Below are 20638 nucleotides of genomic sequence, written 5' to 3'. Positions count from 1 at the left end.
GAACATACACGATGGTTCTTCCTAATTACATCCTGTTTATAACCTTACCTGACTTGATCTTGCATATGAAATGCAGTTTATCTAAGTTTGAGATCAATATGATTTTGAAACAAACCTGAACAGCTATGGATGATCATGAATTAAGACCTTTATGGCGGCGCTTTTTCGATTTAAACTGGAAATTTGGGCTCTTCTTAATCCTCATCATTTGTATCCCACGGTTTACATTAGTATTAAATGCAAATGCTTCTGCAAACTATGGCTATATCGGCCTCGTAATGCTTATTTCAGCAATTGCACCTTTCGTCTTTCTGAGCAGATATGGCAGAAAAGCAGTTGGCATTACCAGACCTAAAAAATTGCTTTGGCTTTTTTATGCCTTTATTTTAGGACTAATAGCAAGTATCGCACTTTACTTTTTAGGAGAGATCATCTATGGACATTCTTATGAGAATTGGTACCATTATATCGGAAGGTCGTATAACATTCCGGAAGTCATAAATTCAAAAGATAAAGCGATACTTTTCATCATCATGGCGTCGACAGGCATGATCTTTAGCCCAATTGGAGAAGAACTGTTTTTCCGGGGAATTGTTCATGGAAGCTTCGAAAAATCGATAGGAGAAAAGAGAGCCACTCTTGTTGATAGTACTGCTTTTGCACTTACCCATATTGCTCATTTTGGGCTGGTATTTATCGATAGTGAATGGCGCTTTTTAACTATGCCGACGCTATTATGGGTACTGAGCATGTTTTTTGTTAGCCTGTTGTTCACGATCTGCAAAAAATATTCGGGCTCATTACTGGGAGCGATTAGCTGTCATTCGGCTTTTAACCTAGGTATGATTTACTGTATATTTTACTTGATATAAGGTCTTTGTATCATTGTGTATCAATTGGACCGCAATCCAAAGCCCACCAAATTATAAATCAACCACCTACAAAACGACGATCGGCTTGTTTTTGTGTGATTAACCTGCTTACAATTTGACACGGTTTCTTTCCTCCCCTGCGCTGTCGTCCTCACGACTTGGTCTGTATACGCCTGATTTACCGAACCTGTAACTAAATGCCGCCTGAACACGCCTACTGTCTCCGATATTCCTATACTCAGCCTGGGTGTTACGTAGATCATTTATGATACCACGATTGATGTTGGTATAGAAAATATCAGACACGCCCAATCGGAAGGAAGCCCTCTCGGATAGTTTCTTGGATACACCAGCGTTCAGCCCCCATTTGCTTCCATAAACAAACTGCGCTTGCGTGATATCGGTCTGGTAATGCCCATCGGTTTGGATACGCCACCCTTTGCCAAGTCCAACACCTACCATCCCCTGTAAATAGCCATTATAGCCTGTGTTATCCAGAACACCTGTATAAAAGCTGCCTTTGGCATGCAGTCTTGCTACTTCACCACGTAGTTGTACGTCAAGCCAGGGCGCTGGACTGAAGCCTGCATCAACAGCGGCATTCCAGACGATTGTCCTCCCGATGTTGTTCGGCCTGCTGTAATACGTTTCGTCGACGATCTCGATGGTTTCCGTAACTAAGTTCCGCGTATCGCTGTATCCTATGCTCGTGGTGATCATACCCTTGTAGATATAACTAAGCTCCACCTTGTTGGAGAATGAGGGCTCAAGGTACGGGTTGCCCACCGTGTAGGTAAAGTGGTCAATAGGAGTCAGAAAGGGATTGAGGTCTTGGTAATACGGTCGTTCCAATCGGCGGCCATAGCTGAATCGCAACTGCCTTTCGGCTAAACTATCCAGTTTATAAAGCATGAAGACCGTGGGAAAAAGCCCAGTATAATTTCGGTTGAAAGATGAGTCGGATCGCATAGCATTCCCCAGCTGGTGCCCGGAGGCTAGCGTGTTTTCCACCCGCAGCCCCAACTGGATACTCAGGCGTTCGTAATCGGCGTTCATGTTGACATAGGCAGCGTTGATATTTTCCTGATAATTGAAACTGTTTGTCTTATCAAAATCCGGCTCATAAATACCATCTTCCACAAAGAAATAATCCGCTATGTTTACCGTTTTAGTAAAGCTTGACTTCACTCCCAAAGCAAGCAGAAAGTTTTCCGCCAAAGGATATCGGTAGTCGGCTTTTGCAGCGTAGATATCGATGTTGGCACCGAGCTGTCCGCTAAGCTGCTCGAAAAACGTTAGTTGCCCATCGTTCTGTATACCACTGTTATTGAACCATTGATCCCTGTTTATGTGAAAATTCAGGTAGTCCGCATCTACGGCAAAGTCATGCCGGTCTTTATCGAATTTACGTCTATAGTTGAGGTTGACGCTCATGTTATCCAAACTCCCCTTTTCGGAATTTTCAGCCACCAAAGTGGAATCCAGCATCCCGTCGCCGTCTGTTATGGTATTCTGGTTGGGGTTTTCCCTGTCTGGCCGGGCAAAAGTTCCACCGAGGACAATGCCTAACGTAGATCTTTCTGTAATACTATATTCAGCGTTCACCGTTGAAAGCAGACCCCGCCCGGGCCTGCGGATGGCTGAAAATTGGTTAAAGGAAGAAGTGACAGTTTTGCCTTCGAGAAACCGCCTGGAAATGCTCACATCGGCGAATCCGTTCTGGACGACGTAACCCACATTTCCATGCATCCTGAATCTGTTGCCCGAAAAGCTGAAATTCAGACTATTGTTTGAAGCGGTGTGGCGATGTTGCACCAATCCGAGTTCCAATCCAGCGGTGAACCCCTCACCACGTGCTTTCTTCGTCAGTATATTGAGTATACCCGCATCACCTGCGGCATCATAGTTGGCAGGAGGATTCGTCATCACTTCAATTTTTTCGAGGGACGAGGCCGGCATTGACCTCAGGAAATTGGCGAGTTCCTCTCCAGACATGTAGGTGGGACGTTCGTCGACATATACCATCACTCCCACCTTTCCCCCCAGATTAATGGTACCGTTGGGGTCAACCCTTACACCCGGTGTCCGTTCGAGCACATCCAATGCCGTCGTGCCTGCATTGCTGATTAGTGCCTCCACATTTACAACCGTTCTGTCTATTTTCTGCGTGATATAGGGTTCTGTCTGTACGATGCTGACTTCTTCCAAAACCGTGGCTGATTCCACGACCTCAATGTCGGGCACAGGCATGGCAGCACCCGCTTCAAGGCGAAGCAGCCCCGAAATATACCGTTCATTACCGAGGTAACTAACAGCTACCCGGTAATCTCCGGGTTCTATCTTGTCAAACCGGTACCGTCCCTGTCCATCTGTGGCCACTGTACGAACGGCTGAAGAATCTGCTTCCCTCACCAGTACTATGCTAGCAGATATCAACGGATTGCTTTTATTATCCAGTACGCGTCCCTGGATCTTGCCGTTAGATTCCTGTGCGTTCAGGGCAAAAGTGTGCCATAAAAGCCCTGTCACGGCAATGGCTTTGATTAAAATGTTGTGCATGTGAAAAAATTTTAGTTTTTAAAAGTCAATAGTGTCCCACCCCATGGAAATCCATGGGCAGCTAACGGACAATATGTAGCAAATGATTAGTCTGTCTTTACCGTCTGTGTGAAGTTGAGCCGGTCGTTAGGATTTTTTACATAACGTTGCATGATACGGCGGTGGACTTCATCCGATTGTCGTTTCCCATTAACGTAGAGAGCATCGTTGGTTATACGCAACCTGAAGTTCTTGATGTTGGGGATCAATTTCCGTTTTACGAGTTCTTCGATAATTTTGTCGCTCTGTACGCGCGGTTCCTCCTGTGTCCATTCTATATCCGGGTATCTGGATTGGGTATAGGTGGTGATAGGATTGATGGCAAAGGCCACCCCGACCAGCATCGTGCAGCACAGGCAAGTAGCCAGCACGAGCCGCTCAACCAAGTTCAGCGTAGGCCGTTCTCTTTTAAGCAACCTTCTCACCCTGTTTATCAACAGCTGCCTATCGCCTTTTAGCCCCATAGCTAAATGAGGGGTGGTCATATTATACTCCTCGCAATTTACCAGTGCATTTACGTATAAGGACTTGCTACCGGTGTAGGCAACAGCAATGTCGTCACAGCAATTCTCCCGCTCAGCCCGGATAAGTGATGATATCCACAGTACAGCCGGATTGAAAAAAAAAAGAACTTCTACCGTGCTCTGCAATAAGTTGACAAGAAAATCCCTCCTGCACACATGCGCCAGTTCGTGAGCAAGCACTGCTTCCACCTGTTCTACACTCAATGAGTTGACAAGACTTATCGGAAACAGCACCAAAGGTTTGAGATGTCCGATAATAAGCGGCGTTTTTGCTAGCCTGGATTCAAAGATGACCACCCGCTGCTTGATACCAAGTCCATCAGATATTCGATCCACCAGGCGCTGCCACCGTAGTTCGGTCGGTACGAGGCCATAACTCTTCATCCGATATATACTATAGATGCTGACGGACATCCTGATACCCTTGATACAGACTACTATAAACCAGAGCAACACGATGACGCCGTGGTAGTCGCTCAGCGAACCGAATATATAGGCTATCTGCTCAGACAGATCGCTCAGCGTCCATCTATCTGGAGACCCGGAGAGCGTCCCATCGGAGGAATTAACAGTTACTTCCCTTGAAGCCATATCGGTATCTACACTGAATGTGCCTGCAAACGTCGCGATAACTGACATCAGGAAAAGCGAAAGCGCACCGAGGAAAAGCAGATACCTTACCGAAGGACGCAAGTTCCTGCCAAAGACAAGGATAGCACCGCCGAGTATCGCCAAAAGCACCCCCTGCCACAGGGAATGCAGAATGGTGTTACCGATTGCGCTTATCAGCGCGCTGGAGACATCTTGATTGTTAAATAATTCATTCATGGTTCGTTGCTTTATTGCCCATCCAACTTTCTAAGCATATCCTTAATTGCGTCCAAATCCTGTTTTGACGTCTTGCGCCCCCCCATCAGTTGCATCACTAACTTGCTCGGGGAACCGTCATAAATTGTGTCTACGAAATTGTCTAACAAGCTCTCTTTGGTTTTGTCTTCGGCTTCCGCTGGTTTGTAGACATGTTTCATCTGGCTGGCATCCCGTTGCAGTATGCCTTTCTCATGCATGATCTGCATCAGCTTCAGCGTGGAAGTATAGTTTACCTCACGCTCTTCGTTGATGGCGTCGTTGACCTGCCTCACAGTAGAAGATCCGAGCTTCCACAACATCCTCAGGATTTCCAGTTCGGCTTTTGTAAGTTCGTTTTTCATCGTTTTCGTCTAATAATAATGAATACAAAAGCAAAGGTAGGAAATTTTTCGTACGAAACAATGTCTAGGTTATTTTTTTGTTGTTTTTTGTATGTCTTCTTTTAGGTGTACTGTTTTTCCGTCATTTGAAAGAACAGATTGTAAAGACAAATCTATGTAGCAGATTTTGTCTTTACATGTATTTATTGGTTATCTAATAAGCAGTAAACATATCATATTATGCCTATTTTATTAAAATGCATAGAACAAAATTTCAGCAATCAAAAGTCCGCATGCGTTCCTACGAAAATCAGGAATTATTTTAATGAAAGTTTTTAAGGTTGGAACGATATGCTGTTTATGCTTTACCTGTCATGGCCAAGTTATCGACTTTCGGACTGCGTTTATCTCGACGCAATTTATCTTCGACTTGACAGCTAACTTAAAAACGCTACGCAATCTCGAATAAATCTTCTAAATGCTTATTTTTACCCTATGTCTGATTTAATTACACCTTGGATCCTTCTGGAAGAGGAGGACATCTCACCAAGTGCATGGTACCCGCTTATTAAACAAAAAGTACAACTACCAAGTGGACTGGTAATTGACGATTACTACCTGTCGCCCTTAGGTGATGTTGTACAGGTGCTGGCGATAACACCACAAAACCAAGTGGTGTTAACCCGTCAATACAAACACGGACTGGGAGAAATTCTATTAGAGCTTCCAGGAGGAATGCAGCAAAGAGATAAAACGCTTCTGCAATCGGCCATAGCAGAACTTGAAGAGGAATGTGGAATCAAAAGCACGGAGAATGATCTGAAATTCATCTGTAAATTTGCCATCAACCCCACAAAGCTTAAACAGGTAACCTACGGTTACATCCTGTTCAACGCGGAATTCAATTCAACGCAAAAACCTGATATTACCGAAAATATAGAAGTCGTAACACTGCCTGCCCCCGAAGTTCTTCGTATGGTTGAGGAAGGTAAGATTTGGGTAACGGATTCGATGAATTTAATCTTGATGGCTGCGAGACAATATCCTCATATCTTTAACAGTTGAGAACCCGTGATAAACTTGGAGTAACACGACTTATTCCAATAATCTTTCCGTTTGGGGCTAGCGATGGATAGCAGCAGAAAGTATGAAGCACAAAAAATCACCAGCAAAGATATTCAGTTTTGAAGACTTTAATACCCGTGCGAAAACAAGCAATTATGAAGATATGGAAGGTCTATATAACGAACTGGTGAAAGAACATCCCGACTTCGCTCCTTAGGAAGGGCAACTGAACAATCCCGGCTTACAGCTAACCTTTAATCCACAAAGCACGGAGTTAATATAACAAGCTACAATTGCAGTGCTGCTAAATAACAACTTACACTTTAAAAGAACTCCTGACAAATTAATATAAATTTAAATTCATCTTGCCCCTTCTTTATTCATCAAAAACGTGAGGTTATTCTTTAACACGAAATCTAAATGCCATTGCATGGGGCCGATGTGCTGATTTGTAGCTGTATTAGGTGCAAGCACATGATCATTTTCAGGGTTTTTAAAATCTTGCTCGAAGATATTGTTTTTTTTCTTTATTAACCTAGGTGAATGAGGATGTAATCAAACGTCTTTAGCTTTGCGGTATAAATCAGATGAAGCAAAAATGAAAAAGATCTTAAAGAAAACTGCGTTTACACTTACTTTGTTGACAGGACTTTTACTCGTTTTCATTGGAGGAAGATTTCTTTTCCATCCCGAAGCTGCGGAAACAGCTTTTGGTATCAGCGTACCTGTTCATGGAAATTTCTCTTTTCACTACATAAAAGGGATACGTGACCTTTGCGCCGGTGCCGCGCTCATGGGATTGCTGCTGACCGGGGAAAGACGTGGAGTTGGCGTCCTTTTACTTGCCATTACGCCTGTACCGGTTGTGGATTTATCGTTGGTGTTGAGGGCCCCCAATCACATTGCCACAGCGCTATATCCACATCTGATTGCAATTGTTTTGGGCGCGGCGCTTGGTATCTATTATATTTTTTCAACCAATAAAAATCAGAAACATGCTGCTCTTTAATCTTATTCTTTTGGTACATTTTATTTGTTTCATCGCCTACTTTGGTACATTAGTTAAGCTTTGGAGCAATTACCATACCGCGCAAAGGAGCTATACAGGGTTGATACTGGGTATTGTATTGCTGCTTTCAGGAATTTTATTGGTAATAACGCTATATCCGGATGTCAATTATTACAAGGTCGTACCGAAGACAGTGATGTTTGCGCTGATTACAGGCATCAATATTAAATTTGGCAACAGAGCCTATACCAAAAACGCTTATTATTCGCTCATCATCTTAACCTTAGCTGCTGCTTGTTTAGCTGTTGTAAACATCTAGTTATCGTTTAATTCCATGCAATATTGCTGATAAAGTGATGTGATTTTCATTCTCTTTTTACAAGCCAATGTATTAGCTTTGATTGCATGGAAGATCAGCAAAAGCAATCAGCTACATATGACCGGCTTATGCAATCAATTGCTTTATTTATCCGGACAAATGAGGAGGAAAAAAAAATAATACCGTCCCTTTTCGTGCCTAGGCAATATGGCAAAAACGACTATTTTCTGCGCCAGGGAGACGTGTGCAGGCACGTAGGTTTCATCAACCAAGGACTGATACGTTACTACATGGTCAAAGACTCGGGAGAAGAATTAACACTTGACTTCGGGAAAGAGACCGAATTTACCTGTAATTACGAAAGTTTTCTCGATCAATCTGTCTCCGCAGTAAGTATCCAGTGTCTGGAACCTTCGGAAATTTTAGTGATTTCTTATGAGAATCTGCAACTTCTTTATGATAAAGTAACGCAAGGGCAAAAATTCGGTAGGCTCATTTGTGAACAGCTGTATATACATGCGATGAAAAAAGTCAGATCGTTTTACGCAGACGAACCCGAGGAAAGGTATCTTCAATTTACCCATCAATATCCGGGCCTTCAGCAGCGCGTACCACAGTATCATATCGCCTCTTTTGTGGGGGTAAAGCCCCCTTCGTTAAGTCGCATACGGAAACGACTATCATCATTTAGTTGATCAGCTAAGCATATATTTGATGCTAATAACTACTGTCTTCTAATCGTTTTATACGTTAAGTCGCCCGTTTTGTGGAAAATATATAATTCGTTTAATAACTTTGATAGCTTTATGAGTACCAATTCACAGAATGTATTAGATTATCCCAATAACAATACCATTTTTATGGTATGGAATTTTAAAAAAGATGCCGCTATTCGGGATACTTTCAAAAGTCTTTGCGCATTGATGAGCAATCTTAACAATTCTGCCAATGTACGCTTTCCTAACGCCAAAGCCAGTGTAGTAATGGGTATTGGTTATAATGCATGGCATTTATTGGGATTACCAGAGCCTCTTCCAAAAGAATTTGAAGAATTTGTCCCTATTGTTGGAAGCAAGCACACCGCTGTGGCGACCGATGGGGATTTACATTTTCATATCCGTGCCGATGAAACCAGTTTTTGTATTGATGTAGCATCAGCTATTTCGGAGGCCATAACGGGAGTTGCAGAAAGCATTGAAGAAATCCATGGGTTTAGGTACTGGGACAGTCGCAGCATTTTGGGTTTTGTAGATGGTACCGAGAACCCACACGGCACCGATAGACAATATTTTGGAACTATCGGCGAGGAAGACCCTTATTATAAAGGCGGGAGCTATCTTTTTGTCCAAAAATATATACACGATTTGAAAGCTTGGAGATCTTTGCCGGTGAGTGACCAGGAAAAGATAATCGGCAGGTCAAAAGCTGATGATATTGAAATGCCCGATGATGTGAAACCTTCCAACGCGCATTCGGCACTTGCGAATGTGGGAGACGACTTCAAAATTGTGCGTGACAATATGCCTTTTGGAAGTGTATCTACTAACGAAATGGGAACATATTTTATCGCTTACGCAAGTTCATTCAGCACGGTAAAAAAGATGCTTACTAATATGTTTATCGGTTCGCCGGAAGGCAACTATGATAGGATATTAGATTTCAGCACTCCAAAAACCGGAACTTTATTTTTTGTACCGACTTTTGATATGTTGGATAAATTCAGTGAATAAGGTGGTAGATTAACGGATATTTTCATTTCTATATGCCAAAGGAGGCATACCCACATTTTTATGGAAGGTATAGGTAAATCTTGAGGGGGTTTCGTAACCCAAGGCGTAGGCAATTTCTGAGGCTGACCAATCGGTAATTTTTAACAATATTTTGGCTTCTTGCAAAACTCTATCCGTAATGATTTCTGAAGTTGTTCTATTTCGAATACATTTAACAGCTTTATTTAAATGATTGATTGATATTGAAAGCTGCTCTGCGAAATCCTTAGGCTTTCTCAGTTTTACATGATCAGAGGGAGCATGCAGAGGAAACTGTAACGCCAATAATTCTTCAAAAAGTATGGTTATCCTGCTGTCTGCACCGTTCATTTTTACTGTTTTTGGATAACCGCCGTTCATTTTTAAGGCCTTATGAATAAGCGCATAAATGTGATTGCGAACGGCATCAAATCTATACTCATAGTCAGAAGAAAGCTCTGATTTCATACTATCTAATATCGTTTCAAACTCCAGATACTCTTTTTCCGATAAGCTAAGTACACTAAACTGATGATCTTGAAAAACCGGATACGTTTTAATATTTCCAAAGTTGCTGAAAAAGTCATCGTTGAAGACACAAAAATACTCTTTTATAGGCACCTGCATTTCTTCAAGAAGGAAAGGTACCATTGGATGAACAAAGACCAGAGCGTATTGCTCTATTTCAATAGTTTTATCTGCATAATGACATTTGCATTTACCTTGAACCAGCTTGATTTTATATAAGTTTTTTCTTGAAAATGAGAGCAACGAAATTGCTTCAGATCTTTTTTTTAGTGTGTCAACCTTCATTACGTCAACATGCGCAGTTCCCCATTGGAAACAAGAAGGAATATTGAGATTCTTCTTTTTATAAAAGTCTATTATTTCTTCCGCAGCTTTCATAAAGCTAATTTATCAAATCAGTCAGCAGAAAACTAATTATTGATTGATTTTCGATATCGTTCGTTTGATCGTAGATATTTTCTTCTGAATGCCCTTCCTAATTTTGCTTCAGTAATACTTAAAAACAGGTAATATGAGTTTATCAAATTATAGCACATTGGGAAAATCCGGGTTACGTATTAGCCCACTTACCTTAGGAACGATGACCTTTGGAGAAGATTGGGGATGGGGAGCAAGCCCCGACGATGCTCATCAAATATTAAAATATTATATTGAAAATGGTGGCAATGCGATCGATACAGCCAATATTTATACAAAGGGACATTCCGAAAAGATTATCGGAGATTTTTTAGCAGAAAAATCTGTTCGCAGAGATGCCTTGGTGATCTCTACAAAGTTTTGGGGCAACATGTATCCCTACGATGTTAATGGCGGTGGAACGAGTAGAAAAAGTATTATCCAGTCTTTGGAAAAGTCACTAAAAAGACTGCAAACGGATTACATCGATTTGTATTGGATGCACGCATATGATCCCCATACACCTATCGAAGAAACACTATCCACTCTAAATGACTTGGTAAGCGATGGGAAGATACGTTACATCGCAATATCCGACACACCAGCCTGGAAAATAACTGAGGCCCAAATGATAGCGAAGTTCAGTCGTTGGTCGTCATTTATAGGTTTACAATTAGAATATTCCCTTTTAGAAAGGTCGGTAGAAAATGAGCTCATACCAATGGCATTGGAAATGGGGTTGGGCGTAATTCCCTGGGCACCGTTAAAAGAAGGAATTTTGAGTGGAAAATATACGAGACAGAACAAGGGTCAACACGTAAGCGGCAGAAACGAAGACAGGATCAGCACAGGCCTTTCAGAAGATACGTATACTATAATTGATCAACTTAAATTCATTGCAAATGAAAGAAACGTTCCGGTATCAGCAATAGCTATTGCTTGGGTAATGCATCAAAAAGGAATTATTTCAACACTTCTGGGAGCAAGAACATTGGAACAATTAAAGCAAAATATCATAGCATCGGAATTAGCGTTATCTAAAGAAGAATTAGTATCACTAAGTCAATTATCTGCACCAGCGCTCATATTTCCTCATCATCTATTGCAGGGAACGGCAGACCTTTTGCAGGCCGGAACAACCGTGAATGGTACAACATCAAATGTTGCTAAAATACTTCCTCAACATGACAATGAACGGTATGTTTAGCGAACTCCTGACCTGAAACGCTCAACACCACTTTTTATTCGAATTCAGCAATTAGACGAATCCGTAAAGAAAACAGAAAGATTGTTATATTTGAAAATTAAAGGCTATAAATAACCTTACATAAATAACTCATAATAAACACTTTATAATGAACATAAAAGACGCCTATGACATTTGGGCCAAGCAATATGATACAAATGAAAACAGAACGCGAGATCTCGAACGCATCTCGTTAAGGACAACTTTGGCTAATATTAATTTTGAACGCTGCTTGGAGGTAGGGTGTGGAACAGGAAAAAATACGGAATGGCTGGCGACTAGGGCACATCAGGTTACCGCTATTGATCTCTCAAGTGAGATGCTCGCAAAGGCCAAGCAAAAAATTAGTGCAGACAATGTGCTGTTTGTCCAAGCGGATATAACAAAAGAATGGAATTTCCCTCATCAACCCTTCGACCTTATTACCTTTAGCCTTGTGTTAGAACATATTGAAAATTTAGAAGAGGTTTTTGAAAAGCTAAATTTGGTAACTACAGACAGTGCTTATGTGTATATTGGGGAACTCCACCCATTCAAACAGTACCACGGCACAAAAGCTCGGTTTGAAACAGAAGAAGGCTTAAACATTGTGACCTGCTTTAATCATAACATTTCGGACTTCACGATATCCGCAAAACAGAACGATTTCGATCTATTGGAAATAAATGAATATTTTGATGAAAACGACCGAACAACAATTCCACGTATTTTAACGATACTGTTAAGAAAGAGAAAAACATCTTTGTAAACAGGTCGTTGATGGAAAAGGCAACCATATAAATAATTGTTCGTATGAAGCTTTCAATAACGCTACTATTTTTATTCCTTTTGTACCAAAACCTTTCACTTAAGGCCCAGAACATAGGGGAACGTAAGAAATCGTTGGAAAATGTCGTTTATAAAGTTTCCGAAGACGGAGACTCGTTAGCACTGGATATATTTCTTCCGGAAACCACCGTTTACGGACAAAAAACACCAGTAGTTATGATCATACATGGGGGAGCTTGGGCGGAAGGAAACAAGTCTTTGGAATCGATTTATTACATGCGAAAATTAAGGGAAAGGTTGAATAGTAATGGATTTGGAGTGGTCAGCATAGATTACACACTGGTTGGAAAAACTGTTCACTTCCCTACCCCAATAGCAGATTGCAAGGATGCCGTGCGTTGGATACGGGCGAATGCCTCAAAATATAACTTTGACGCAGACAATATCGGTTTATGGGGAGGTTCGGCTGGAGGCCACCTAGCGCTACTTGTGGCCTATTCGTCTGATGGAAAATGGTCAGATGACAAACGTTTAGCGCCTTTTTCGGCGAAAGTAAACTATGTTGTTGACAATTTTGGACCAATAGATTTAAATGCACTTCTTAAAACTGACGTCAGCAAGTTCACCTTGTTTTTTGCCAAAATATTTATGAGGAAACTGATGCCAATTCGGGAGAAATTAATATATGCACTTACAGGCTATTCTATTGATTCAGAGAAACCGAAAGTAATTGAAACTGCGGAGCTGTACTCTCCAATAACCTATATTGACTCAGCTGATGTTCCGACCCTCATATTTCACGGCACGAAAGATAATGTGGTTCCGCTGAAACAGTCTAAAAAACTACACCAATTATTGAGCGAAAAAAACGTTGACAACGAATTTATCATGGTTAAAAATGGTGATCATGGCTTTAACAATATTTCTCAGGAGCAAACGGATGCCCTTATAGAAAAAACTGTCTCGTACATAAAAGAACAAACGGCGATGGGCAGCAGACAGTAGCAGAAGTTAAAGACGGATTTTTGCTGGTTTACAATTTCAAACTCCTAAATTTGATAACAGAAATATTTTTAGATCGTTTACAAGCAATTAATTATGTCAAGGAAAAAGCCTTTTTTATTTTTCATTCTATTCTTATTAATATCACCGCTCTCCTCTGTGTATGGCCAATCTGCTGCTACAGATACATTACGGATATTAGCCATCGGCAATAGTTTTTCTCAAGATGCAGTGGAGCAATATTTACATGAATTGGCAGATGCTGCCGGCAAGAAAATCCTGATCGGGAACCTGTATATAGGCGGCGCTCCCCTTTCGCTCCATTGGAAAAACGTGCAGGACAACAAAAATGCCTATAGCTACCGGAAAATCACTGTAGATGGCAGCAAGACAACAGCCGACAGCGTGAGTATCCTTACCGCACTGCAAGATGAGCACTGGGACTATGTTTCTATCCAACAGGCGAGTCCGCTATCGGGTAAATTTGACAGCTACATCGAACCGCTCACTGGCGTAAAGCATTTCTTGGATAGCGTTAATGACAGTCATGTCAAATACATATGGCATCAAACCTGGGCTTATGCTCCCAATTCTACCCATGAGGGATTTGCCAATTATGGAAACAACCAACAAAAGATGTACAAGAACATCTCAAAAGCTTCGACAAAGGTAAAAAAACGGTTCAACTTCGACTTGCTTGTTCCGTCGGGCACCGCCATTCAGAACGCCCGTAATACCTTTCTAGGCGATAACCTCACACGGGACGGATACCACTTAGACCTGCAGATTGGCCGTTTTATTGCGGCATGTACTTGGTTTGAATCCCTGTTTAACGAAGAGGCACCAACCGAACGTTACCACCCTGAAAACGTCAGCCCAGAAGCTGCTCAAGTGGCCAAACAAGCGGCTCATGCTGCTGTGCAACACCCATTTAAGTTAACTAAAATTAAGGTTGAGCATCCGGCTATCAACAGTAATAACTGATTCAATTGCTGGCCACTTATCTTTAGACTCCAGCTGCTAAAATGTTCCGAAGGTGATAAGGCTTTGTTTTATGCAGGATTGAGTGTACTCATTAAAACATTTAAATCAGTAAACGAAGATGAAAAAAGATGTAGAACAAAAGTTATTGGACAAAAAGACTAATCCTACCAGTATGCGGATATTGGTGTATGATTTCCTGCAAAATCAACAGGTTGCGTTGTCTTTGTCAGAAATAGAGAATCACTTCTTCCATGCTGATAGAACAACGATCTATCGAACGCTAAAAACTTTTGAGGATAAAGGCATTGTGCATAGTATCCAGGAAAACAATACCTCAAAATACATTTTGTGTCATGATGGTTGTGATGAACAGACCCATAAAGATTGGCATCTTCATTTTTATTGCAAAATCTGTAAACAAACAACATGCAAAGAAAATTTTACCATTCCTCAAAATATGGAAAACAGTTTTAGGATTGATGAAATAAGATTGTTTGCGAAAGGTATTTGCGAAAATTGTTTGAAAGAAGGTTTGCAATAGTATTGCATTCTTTCCATGGCTATTTTTGTAGAAAAACTACAAGATGGCAGATTTTTTGAAATACTTCTTACCGTTTTACTTTATATTATTCTTCGGAATAGCCTTTTTCACTACAAATTTTGTGGAAGCCAAAAGAATTGGTAAAAATCCAATGGTATTGCCTAAAGATGACAGTGCTTATGGAAGAAGCGTTTTTATCTCAAGAGCACGGTGAGAAGTATTTTCAATACAAACAAAAAACAAATAGATTTTTATAATGGAACATCAACACACATACGATGCTCAGGGCAGACAGCTTTGCTGTACCCGTGAAGAAAAGATCAATTCCAATGTAGAGACAATGGAGCATCAGTTAGACCATGATGGGCATAACCATTCACACGATCATCATTCAGGTGACGGATGGTTTGGGCTCTTTTTACCGGCTATCATTTCCTTGACATTGTTACTCGTGGCGATCGCTTTGGACATTTGGATTTCACAGGATTGGTTTACCGGATGGTTAAGAATTATATGGTATGTATTGGCTTACGCTCCTGTAGGCTTTCCGGTCATAAAGGATGCTTTTAGAAGTATAGCTCGAGGAGATGTGTTCTCCGAGTTTCTCTTAATGACAATTGCAACCGTCGGTGCCTTTGCCATTGGTGAATACCCTGAGGCCGTGGCTGTGATGCTGTTTTATGCAGTAGGCGAAGTATTCCAGACTTTAGCAGTAAGTAGAGCGAAAACCAATATCAAAACCCTGCTTGACCAGCGCCCCGATGAAGTAACGATATTAAATGGCAATCAACCGCAAATAGTAAGGGCGGAGCATGTAAGTATCGGAAGTATTATCCGGTTGAAACCCGGAGAAAAATTAGGTTTGGACGGTGAGCTATTGTCAGAAAAGGCATCCTTCAATGCCGCTGCATTGACGGGTGAAAGCAAACCCGACACCAGAACCAAAGGAGAGACGGTGTTGGCAGGAATGATAAATCTCCATACTGTATCTCAAGTGAAAGTGACCACGGCGTATACTGACAGCAAATTGAGTAAAATCCTGGAAATAGTACAAAATGCTACTTCCCAAAAAGCGCCAACAGAATTATTCATCCGTAAATTTGCAAAAATTTATACTCCTATTGTAGTGTTTCTGGCCATTGCAATTTGCCTTTTGCCCATAGCCTTTGTTGACCACTATGAATTTAAAGAGTGGTTATATAGAGCTTTGGTATTCTTGGTCATCTCCTGTCCTTGTGCTTTGGTTATCAGTATTCCTTTAGGGTATTTTGGAGGAGTTGGAGCTGCCAGCAGGAATGGCATATTATTCAAGGGAAGCAACTTTTTGGATACACTTGCCCGTATCCAAAATGTAGTGATGGATAAAACCGGTACAATGACCGAAGGGGTTTTTGCAGTCCAGGAAGTAGCTTTTAACGAGACTTTTAATCAGGCTGAAATCCTGCAAATGGTAAACGCTTTGGAAAGTCAGAGTTCCCACCCGGTAGCCACGGCGATCCATCAATATGTAGGCGATTCTGTAACCAATATTCCATTAGAAAAGACAGAGGAAATAGCAGGGTATGGATTAAAAGCTAATGTCAACGGAAAGGAGCTTTTGGTAGGCAACTTTAAGCTGATGGACAAATTCGGTATTGCTTACGATATAGATCACTCGAACATCGTTTATACATTGATTGCTGTGGCTTACGACAAACAATTTGTCGGCTACATCATTATTGCCGACAGCATCAAAGAAGATGCACAGGAGACTATAGACAAACTACATTCACTTGAGGTAAAAACCACTATGTTGAGTGGCGATAAAGGTACCGTTGTAAAATTTGTGGCGGATAAACTGGGCATTGATCGGGCGTTCGGCGATTTATTACCGGAAGACAAGGTGAAGAAAATCAAAGAAATAAAAGCTAAAAATGAAACCGTTGCTTTTGTTGGCGATGGTGTAAATGATGCACCGGTTGTAGCCTTAAGCGATGTAGGCATAGCAATGGGTGGGTTGGGAAGCGATGCTACAATAGAAACTGCCGACGTGGTGATTCAAGATGACAAACCCTCCAAAATTCCAATGGCTATCAATATAGGCAAACAAACCAAAAAAATTGTTTGGCAAAATATCGGTTGGGCATTCGGCGTGAAAGCAATTGTACTGATCCTTGGAGCCGGTGGATTAGCCACGATGTGGGAGGCGGTTTTTGCAGATGTTGGTGTAGCTTTAATCGCTATTCTGAATGCGGTGAGAATACAAGGGATGAAATTTTAACTGCGAAAATATGAATAGCTGTTTTTCGACAAAATAGTGGGATATAGTTACAAGTTCCTATAGTTTCCATTTTTGTCACCAGGTTTCGACTGGATATTTTTATCAAAGCAGCTTTCCCCTTTGCCTATTGGGTTATGGATAAATGGCTGAAAAAGTTCACCTATAAGACTGAAATCCATTGGTGGTTTTTTGCGACCGTGAGTTCACTGGCCATTAAGGCTGCATTGACCAATGCTACAAGGAGTTTGCGAGACAAATGAAATCTTCCGGCTTGTGAAAACCGTATGCGCCGGTTCTGGCTGATTTGGTTCTGCTAAGCGCAAACTGAAGCCCTCAACGTCACACCACTTAATGGGTAAAGCTATTTTTTTTAAAAACACTGTTTAACAGATGATAAGTCGTTCTATTCTGTAGCGTTGATCGCTCTGTTTGCGTTTAACTATCAGCGAGATCACACTAACCGGAATCTTACTTATTAAGAGGTTTAGAAATGGATAGTCGCCACCAGTCTATAAATATAAATCAGTGAAAATGAGACATTAAAAATATTTTTTTTGTAAATTAGCACCACCTAAATAGAATGATATGGCAAAACATATACCCAATAACTTAAACAGCACTATTAGTAGCAAATTTCGAAAAGCATTGAGCTTGGCGTATGATCATACTACTTCCATAGCGAAAGCCATGGTAGACTCAGAGCAAATACGTACCTTTTTGCTTATACTCTTTTTGCTTATTACCTTGGTATGGCTCGCCGGTGGATCTAACGCTTTAATTGCTTGGTTGAGTCAATAAGGCAACATTACATTTAAGAGGAGCTCCTCACTATGCGGGGAATAACCACACGATCTCCAATGAAACCTGGTGGCCGCAGAATACATATTTGTCGTATTGTGTAAGATCCTGTTTGTCCTCCCTCTTTCGGACATCGTCATGCAGTTGCGGTGGATCAATGAGGATAGCCGATTAATCTTTCCGGCTACCTCAAAGGTGAGAGATAATGAACATTCGCTCGATTTTCCAATTTTACGCGTTTAAAGGCTGGATTTTAAACCCAGCTTTTTCTACGGTTTCTATTACTTTTTCTTGTGAAATACCTGTTGATGTTATCGTAAGTATTTTGTCTTTATTGTCGATATCCACATCCCAGTGGGATATGCCTTCGGCACTCTTGAAATGTGGTTCTACGGCTGCCAGGCATCCTCCACAGTTAATATTTGTTTTGAATTGAAATTTTTGATGATTACTTTCCATTTTTGTTCGTTTTTTATTATCAATTTATGTAATTAACAGATTAACTTTTCCATTTCAGTCGCAAACTATTGCTTACCACACTTACGCTGCTCAATGCCATCGCTGCCCCTGCGATCATTGGATCTAACATAAAGCCATTGATGGGATAAAGCACGCCCGCGGCGATAGGGATGCCGATAAGGTTGTATATGAAAGCCCAAAAAAGATTCTGTTTGACGGTGGCTACCGTTTGCTTTGATAAACGAATGGCCTGTGGTATCTTGGTCAGATCTGAAGATATGATGGTTATCTTAGCTACATCCATAGCAATATCGCTGCCTTTGCCCATTGCTATGCTCACATTTGCTGTTGCCAAAGCGGTACTGTCATTGATGCCATCTCCCACCATGGCTACCACTTTACCTTGACGCTGCAACTCTTTTACAAAATCGGCTTTATCTTGAGGCAGTACTTCAGCTCTGTAGCTCAGGATGCCCGTTTGCTGAGCCACCGTTTTAGCTGTAGCTTCATTATCTCCTGTAAGCATGTGTAACGCGATCCCCATATCCTTTAATTGTGTGATAGCAGCTAAGGATGTTTCTTTTATTTTATCGGAGATGGCCAAAACGGCTAATGCTTGCTCATGATCTGAAAACCAAATGACGGTATTTGCCAATATGGCCCACTCATCTGCCTGGTGCTGCAATGTGTCTGCAAGGGCAATCTTGTTTTCAACAAGCAACTTTTTGTTGCCTACGAAATAGCGCTTATTTTTCACATTGGCCCTTACACCTTTACCTGTAACACTTTCAAAATCTGAAAGCGTGATAGTTTGAGCATTGGCAAAATGTTTAACAACAGCTTCTGCCAATGGATGCTCGGATTGTTTTTCTATGCTAAAGAGTATGTGTTTGGTAGTTTCATCTCCATTCAACCAACTGATTCCGGTAACTTCTGGTCGGCCTGCCGTAATTGTTCCTGTTTTATCCAATACAATAGCATTTACTTTCTTACCGAATTCAAGGCTCTCCGCATCTTTTATCAGAATACCATGTTCTGCCCCCTTACCCACACCTACCATAATAGCCGTTGGCGTTGCAAGCCCCAAAGCACAGGGACACGCAATAACCAACACGGTAATGGCAGCTAACACCCCTTGAACCAGTCCGTTATCTCCGCCGAAGATAAGCCATAAAACGAATGTAAGCAATGCAATGCCTATTACGACAGGGACAAAAATGCCAGCAACCTTATCCACCAGTTTCTGCACCGGTGCCTTACTTCCCTGTGCGTCTTGTACCATACTGATAATCTGTGCCAGCATTGTTTCCTTACCTACCTTAACTGCTTCAAACCGGAAACTGCCTTTTTGATTGATCGTACCGGCAAAAACCTTTTCATTTTCATTTTTCAATACAGGAACGTGCTCCCCACTCAACATACTTTCATCTACGAAGGATGTACCTGAGGTAACGATGCCATCGACCGCAATTTTCTCCCCCGGTTTGACCAATATGGTATCCCCTTTATGTACCTCTTCAATAGGAATTTGTCTTTGCACTCCTTCGGACACCACTAAGGTTACTGTTTTTGGTTGCAGGCCCATTAGCATTTTTATAGCTGAGGACGTATTTCCTTTAGCCCTTTCTTCCAATAGTTTTCCCAAAAGTATAAAAGCTATAATTACGGATGCTGCCTCAAAATAAACATGGGCGTGTAATCCTTTTTGATGCCAAAACTCAGGGAACAACATATTAAAAACACTGAAGGTATAGGCTATTCCGGTGCTCAATGCTACCAATGTATCCATATTACCGGAACGGTGTTTAGCCTGCTTCCAGGCATTGACGTAGAACCCCCTGCCTAGCCACAGCACCACAGGCGTGGCAAACAGCCACATGATTTCGTTGCCATAGGGCATATCCATAAAAAACATACCGATAAGCATCACAGGAAGTGACAGGAAAATAGCCCAAATGGTTTTCTTTTTTAAGACCCGAAATTTCTTTTCATGAATGACACTCAGCGTTTGCTCTTGCGAGATTTCGTCTTTGATAAGCAGGTCATAACCTGCGGATTGTACGGCTTTTTGAAGGGCTAAAGGATTGGTCATATCGGGCAGGTATTCTACCTTAAGGCGCTCACTGGCGAAATTGACGGACGCACTGATCACTCCTTCGGAAGATCTGACCATACTTTCAGCACTGGCAGCACACGAAGCGCAAGTCATATTCAGTACCGGAAAGGATTTTTTTACGGGAGTAACACCATGTTTGTTGCCATAAATCATATACTTTTTTTTTTACAAAGTTGGCAACAAAAGCGGGATGGGTTGTTACAGTTTTTCAGAAT

At 41.4% G+C, this 20638-nt stretch carries 20 protein-coding genes; 14 read left to right on the top strand and 6 right to left on the bottom strand.

Annotation, left to right across the window (positions count from 1 at the left end):
* Positions 1–125 precede the first annotated feature (125 nt).
* Positions 126–872, top strand: a complete 747-nt coding sequence (locus H8S90_RS14765) for a CPBP family intramembrane glutamic endopeptidase (protein ID WP_187338629.1) — start codon at positions 126–128, stop codon at positions 870–872.
* Positions 873–980: 108 nt separating this feature from the next.
* Here the strand turns inward: H8S90_RS14765 and H8S90_RS14760 are convergent, their stop codons facing one another.
* The 3 genes from H8S90_RS14760 to H8S90_RS14750 form a co-directional block, all read right to left on the bottom strand.
* Complete coding sequence (locus H8S90_RS14760; RefSeq protein ID WP_187338628.1) at positions 981–3431, bottom strand: outer membrane beta-barrel protein; 2451 nt, start codon at positions 3429–3431, stop codon at positions 981–983.
* An 86-nt stretch (positions 3432–3517) separates the two neighbouring features.
* Complete coding sequence (locus H8S90_RS14755; protein WP_187338627.1) at positions 3518–4822, bottom strand: M56 family metallopeptidase; 1305 nt, start codon at positions 4820–4822, stop codon at positions 3518–3520.
* Positions 4823–4833: 11 nt separating this feature from the next.
* Entirely contained in the window at positions 4834–5205 is a 372-nt protein-coding gene (locus H8S90_RS14750) for a BlaI/MecI/CopY family transcriptional regulator (protein WP_187338626.1), read from the bottom strand.
* A gap of 474 nt (positions 5206–5679) precedes the next feature.
* Between H8S90_RS14750 and H8S90_RS14745 the strand changes: the two genes are divergently transcribed.
* The 6 genes from H8S90_RS14745 (at position 5680) to H8S90_RS14725 (ending at position 9307) form a co-directional block, all read left to right on the top strand.
* Positions 5680–6249, top strand: a complete 570-nt coding sequence (locus tag H8S90_RS14745) for an NUDIX hydrolase (protein ID WP_187338625.1) — start codon at positions 5680–5682, stop codon at positions 6247–6249.
* Positions 6250–6331: 82 nt separating this feature from the next.
* On the top strand, positions 6332–6466 hold the full coding sequence (locus tag H8S90_RS26225; protein WP_255501616.1) for a hypothetical protein: 135 nt from the start codon (positions 6332–6334) through the stop codon (positions 6464–6466).
* Between the two features lie 381 nt (positions 6467–6847).
* Positions 6848–7258, top strand: a complete 411-nt coding sequence (locus tag H8S90_RS14740; protein ID WP_187338624.1) for a DUF4267 domain-containing protein — start codon at positions 6848–6850, stop codon at positions 7256–7258.
* Positions 7245–7577 (top strand): hypothetical protein, encoded by a 333-nt coding sequence (locus H8S90_RS14735; RefSeq protein ID WP_187338623.1) that lies wholly within the window; start codon positions 7245–7247, stop codon positions 7575–7577. Before H8S90_RS14740 ends, H8S90_RS14735 begins: the two co-directional genes overlap by 14 nt.
* 86 nt (positions 7578–7663) lie before the next feature.
* Complete coding sequence (locus H8S90_RS14730; protein WP_187338622.1) at positions 7664–8272, top strand: Crp/Fnr family transcriptional regulator; 609 nt, start codon at positions 7664–7666, stop codon at positions 8270–8272.
* A 111-nt stretch (positions 8273–8383) separates the two neighbouring features.
* On the top strand, positions 8384–9307 hold the full coding sequence (locus H8S90_RS14725) for a Dyp-type peroxidase (RefSeq protein ID WP_187338621.1): 924 nt from the start codon (positions 8384–8386) through the stop codon (positions 9305–9307).
* A 9-nt stretch (positions 9308–9316) separates the two neighbouring features.
* On the opposite strand, the gene H8S90_RS14720 is transcribed toward H8S90_RS14725, so the two are convergent.
* Positions 9317–10231 (bottom strand): AraC family transcriptional regulator, encoded by a 915-nt coding sequence (locus tag H8S90_RS14720; RefSeq protein ID WP_187338620.1) that lies wholly within the window; start codon positions 10229–10231, stop codon positions 9317–9319.
* 133 nt (positions 10232–10364) lie between these two features.
* On the opposite strand from H8S90_RS14720, the gene H8S90_RS14715 reads away from it, so the two are divergent.
* From H8S90_RS14715 to H8S90_RS14685, 7 genes are all read left to right on the top strand, one after another.
* Positions 10365–11456, top strand: coding sequence for an aldo/keto reductase (locus H8S90_RS14715; protein WP_187338619.1), 1092 nt, complete (start codon positions 10365–10367; stop codon positions 11454–11456).
* Positions 11457–11604: 148 nt separating this feature from the next.
* Positions 11605–12243 (top strand): bifunctional 2-polyprenyl-6-hydroxyphenol methylase/3-demethylubiquinol 3-O-methyltransferase UbiG, encoded by a 639-nt coding sequence (locus tag H8S90_RS14710; protein WP_187338618.1) that lies wholly within the window; start codon positions 11605–11607, stop codon positions 12241–12243.
* 44 nt (positions 12244–12287) lie between these two features.
* Positions 12288–13268, top strand: a complete 981-nt coding sequence (locus H8S90_RS14705) for an alpha/beta hydrolase (RefSeq protein WP_187338617.1) — start codon at positions 12288–12290, stop codon at positions 13266–13268.
* Between the two features lie 93 nt (positions 13269–13361).
* Positions 13362–14249 carry a DUF4886 domain-containing protein gene (locus H8S90_RS14700; RefSeq protein WP_187338616.1) on the top strand — a complete coding sequence of 296 codons (888 nt, stop codon included), beginning with the start codon at positions 13362–13364 and terminating at the stop codon, positions 14247–14249.
* A gap of 118 nt (positions 14250–14367) precedes the next feature.
* Positions 14368–14790 (top strand): Fur family transcriptional regulator, encoded by a 423-nt coding sequence (locus H8S90_RS14695; RefSeq protein WP_187338615.1) that lies wholly within the window; start codon positions 14368–14370, stop codon positions 14788–14790.
* A 256-nt stretch (positions 14791–15046) separates the two neighbouring features.
* Entirely contained in the window at positions 15047–17050 is a 2004-nt protein-coding gene (locus H8S90_RS14690; RefSeq protein ID WP_187338614.1) for a heavy metal translocating P-type ATPase, read from the top strand.
* Between the two features lie 585 nt (positions 17051–17635).
* Positions 17636–17848: a hypothetical protein gene (locus H8S90_RS14685; protein ID WP_187338613.1), complete on the top strand. Its 213-nt coding sequence runs from the start codon at positions 17636–17638 to the stop codon at positions 17846–17848.
* Between the two features lie 231 nt (positions 17849–18079).
* Here the strand turns inward: H8S90_RS14685 and H8S90_RS14680 are convergent, their stop codons facing one another.
* Positions 18080–18307 (bottom strand): heavy-metal-associated domain-containing protein, encoded by a 228-nt coding sequence (locus H8S90_RS14680; RefSeq protein WP_187338612.1) that lies wholly within the window; start codon positions 18305–18307, stop codon positions 18080–18082.
* A gap of 40 nt (positions 18308–18347) precedes the next feature.
* Positions 18348–20576 (bottom strand): cation-translocating P-type ATPase, encoded by a 2229-nt coding sequence (locus H8S90_RS14675; RefSeq protein WP_187338611.1) that lies wholly within the window; start codon positions 20574–20576, stop codon positions 18348–18350.
* Between the last annotated feature and the right edge of the window lie 62 nt (positions 20577–20638).

This window comes from Olivibacter sp. SDN3 (genome assembly GCF_014334135.1).
Taxonomy (GTDB): Bacteria; Bacteroidota; Bacteroidia; order Sphingobacteriales; family Sphingobacteriaceae; genus Olivibacter.
The sequence above is the reverse complement of the archived record's forward strand: the minus strand, read 5'-3'. Positions and strand labels throughout refer to the sequence as shown.

Coding starts and splice junctions, on each gene's coding strand:
- H8S90_RS14675 (WP_187338611.1), bottom strand. CDS start 20,576: ATGATTTATGGCAACAAACATGGTGTTACTCCCGTAAAAAAATCCTTT.
- H8S90_RS14730 (WP_187338622.1), top strand. CDS start 7,664: ATGGAAGATCAGCAAAAGCAATCAGCTACATATGACCGGCTTATGCAA.
- H8S90_RS14685 (WP_187338613.1), top strand. CDS start 17,636: ATGGCAAAACATATACCCAATAACTTAAACAGCACTATTAGTAGCAAA.
- H8S90_RS14680 (WP_187338612.1), bottom strand. CDS start 18,307: ATGGAAAGTAATCATCAAAAATTTCAATTCAAAACAAATATTAACTGT.
- H8S90_RS14745 (WP_187338625.1), top strand. CDS start 5,680: ATGTCTGATTTAATTACACCTTGGATCCTTCTGGAAGAGGAGGACATC.
- H8S90_RS14725 (WP_187338621.1), top strand. CDS start 8,384: ATGAGTACCAATTCACAGAATGTATTAGATTATCCCAATAACAATACC.
- H8S90_RS14755 (WP_187338627.1), bottom strand. CDS start 4,822: ATGAATGAATTATTTAACAATCAAGATGTCTCCAGCGCGCTGATAAGC.
- H8S90_RS14735 (WP_187338623.1), top strand. CDS start 7,245: ATGCTGCTCTTTAATCTTATTCTTTTGGTACATTTTATTTGTTTCATC.
- H8S90_RS14690 (WP_187338614.1), top strand. CDS start 15,047: ATGGAACATCAACACACATACGATGCTCAGGGCAGACAGCTTTGCTGT.
- H8S90_RS14765 (WP_187338629.1), top strand. CDS start 126: ATGGATGATCATGAATTAAGACCTTTATGGCGGCGCTTTTTCGATTTA.
- H8S90_RS14740 (WP_187338624.1), top strand. CDS start 6,848: ATGAAAAAGATCTTAAAGAAAACTGCGTTTACACTTACTTTGTTGACA.
- H8S90_RS14695 (WP_187338615.1), top strand. CDS start 14,368: ATGAAAAAAGATGTAGAACAAAAGTTATTGGACAAAAAGACTAATCCT.
- H8S90_RS14700 (WP_187338616.1), top strand. CDS start 13,362: ATGTCAAGGAAAAAGCCTTTTTTATTTTTCATTCTATTCTTATTAATA.
- H8S90_RS26225 (WP_255501616.1), top strand. CDS start 6,332: ATGAAGCACAAAAAATCACCAGCAAAGATATTCAGTTTTGAAGACTTT.
- H8S90_RS14715 (WP_187338619.1), top strand. CDS start 10,365: ATGAGTTTATCAAATTATAGCACATTGGGAAAATCCGGGTTACGTATT.
- H8S90_RS14710 (WP_187338618.1), top strand. CDS start 11,605: ATGAACATAAAAGACGCCTATGACATTTGGGCCAAGCAATATGATACA.
- H8S90_RS14760 (WP_187338628.1), bottom strand. CDS start 3,431: ATGCACAACATTTTAATCAAAGCCATTGCCGTGACAGGGCTTTTATGG.
- H8S90_RS14705 (WP_187338617.1), top strand. CDS start 12,288: ATGAAGCTTTCAATAACGCTACTATTTTTATTCCTTTTGTACCAAAAC.
- H8S90_RS14720 (WP_187338620.1), bottom strand. CDS start 10,231: ATGAAAGCTGCGGAAGAAATAATAGACTTTTATAAAAAGAAGAATCTC.
- H8S90_RS14750 (WP_187338626.1), bottom strand. CDS start 5,205: ATGAAAAACGAACTTACAAAAGCCGAACTGGAAATCCTGAGGATGTTG.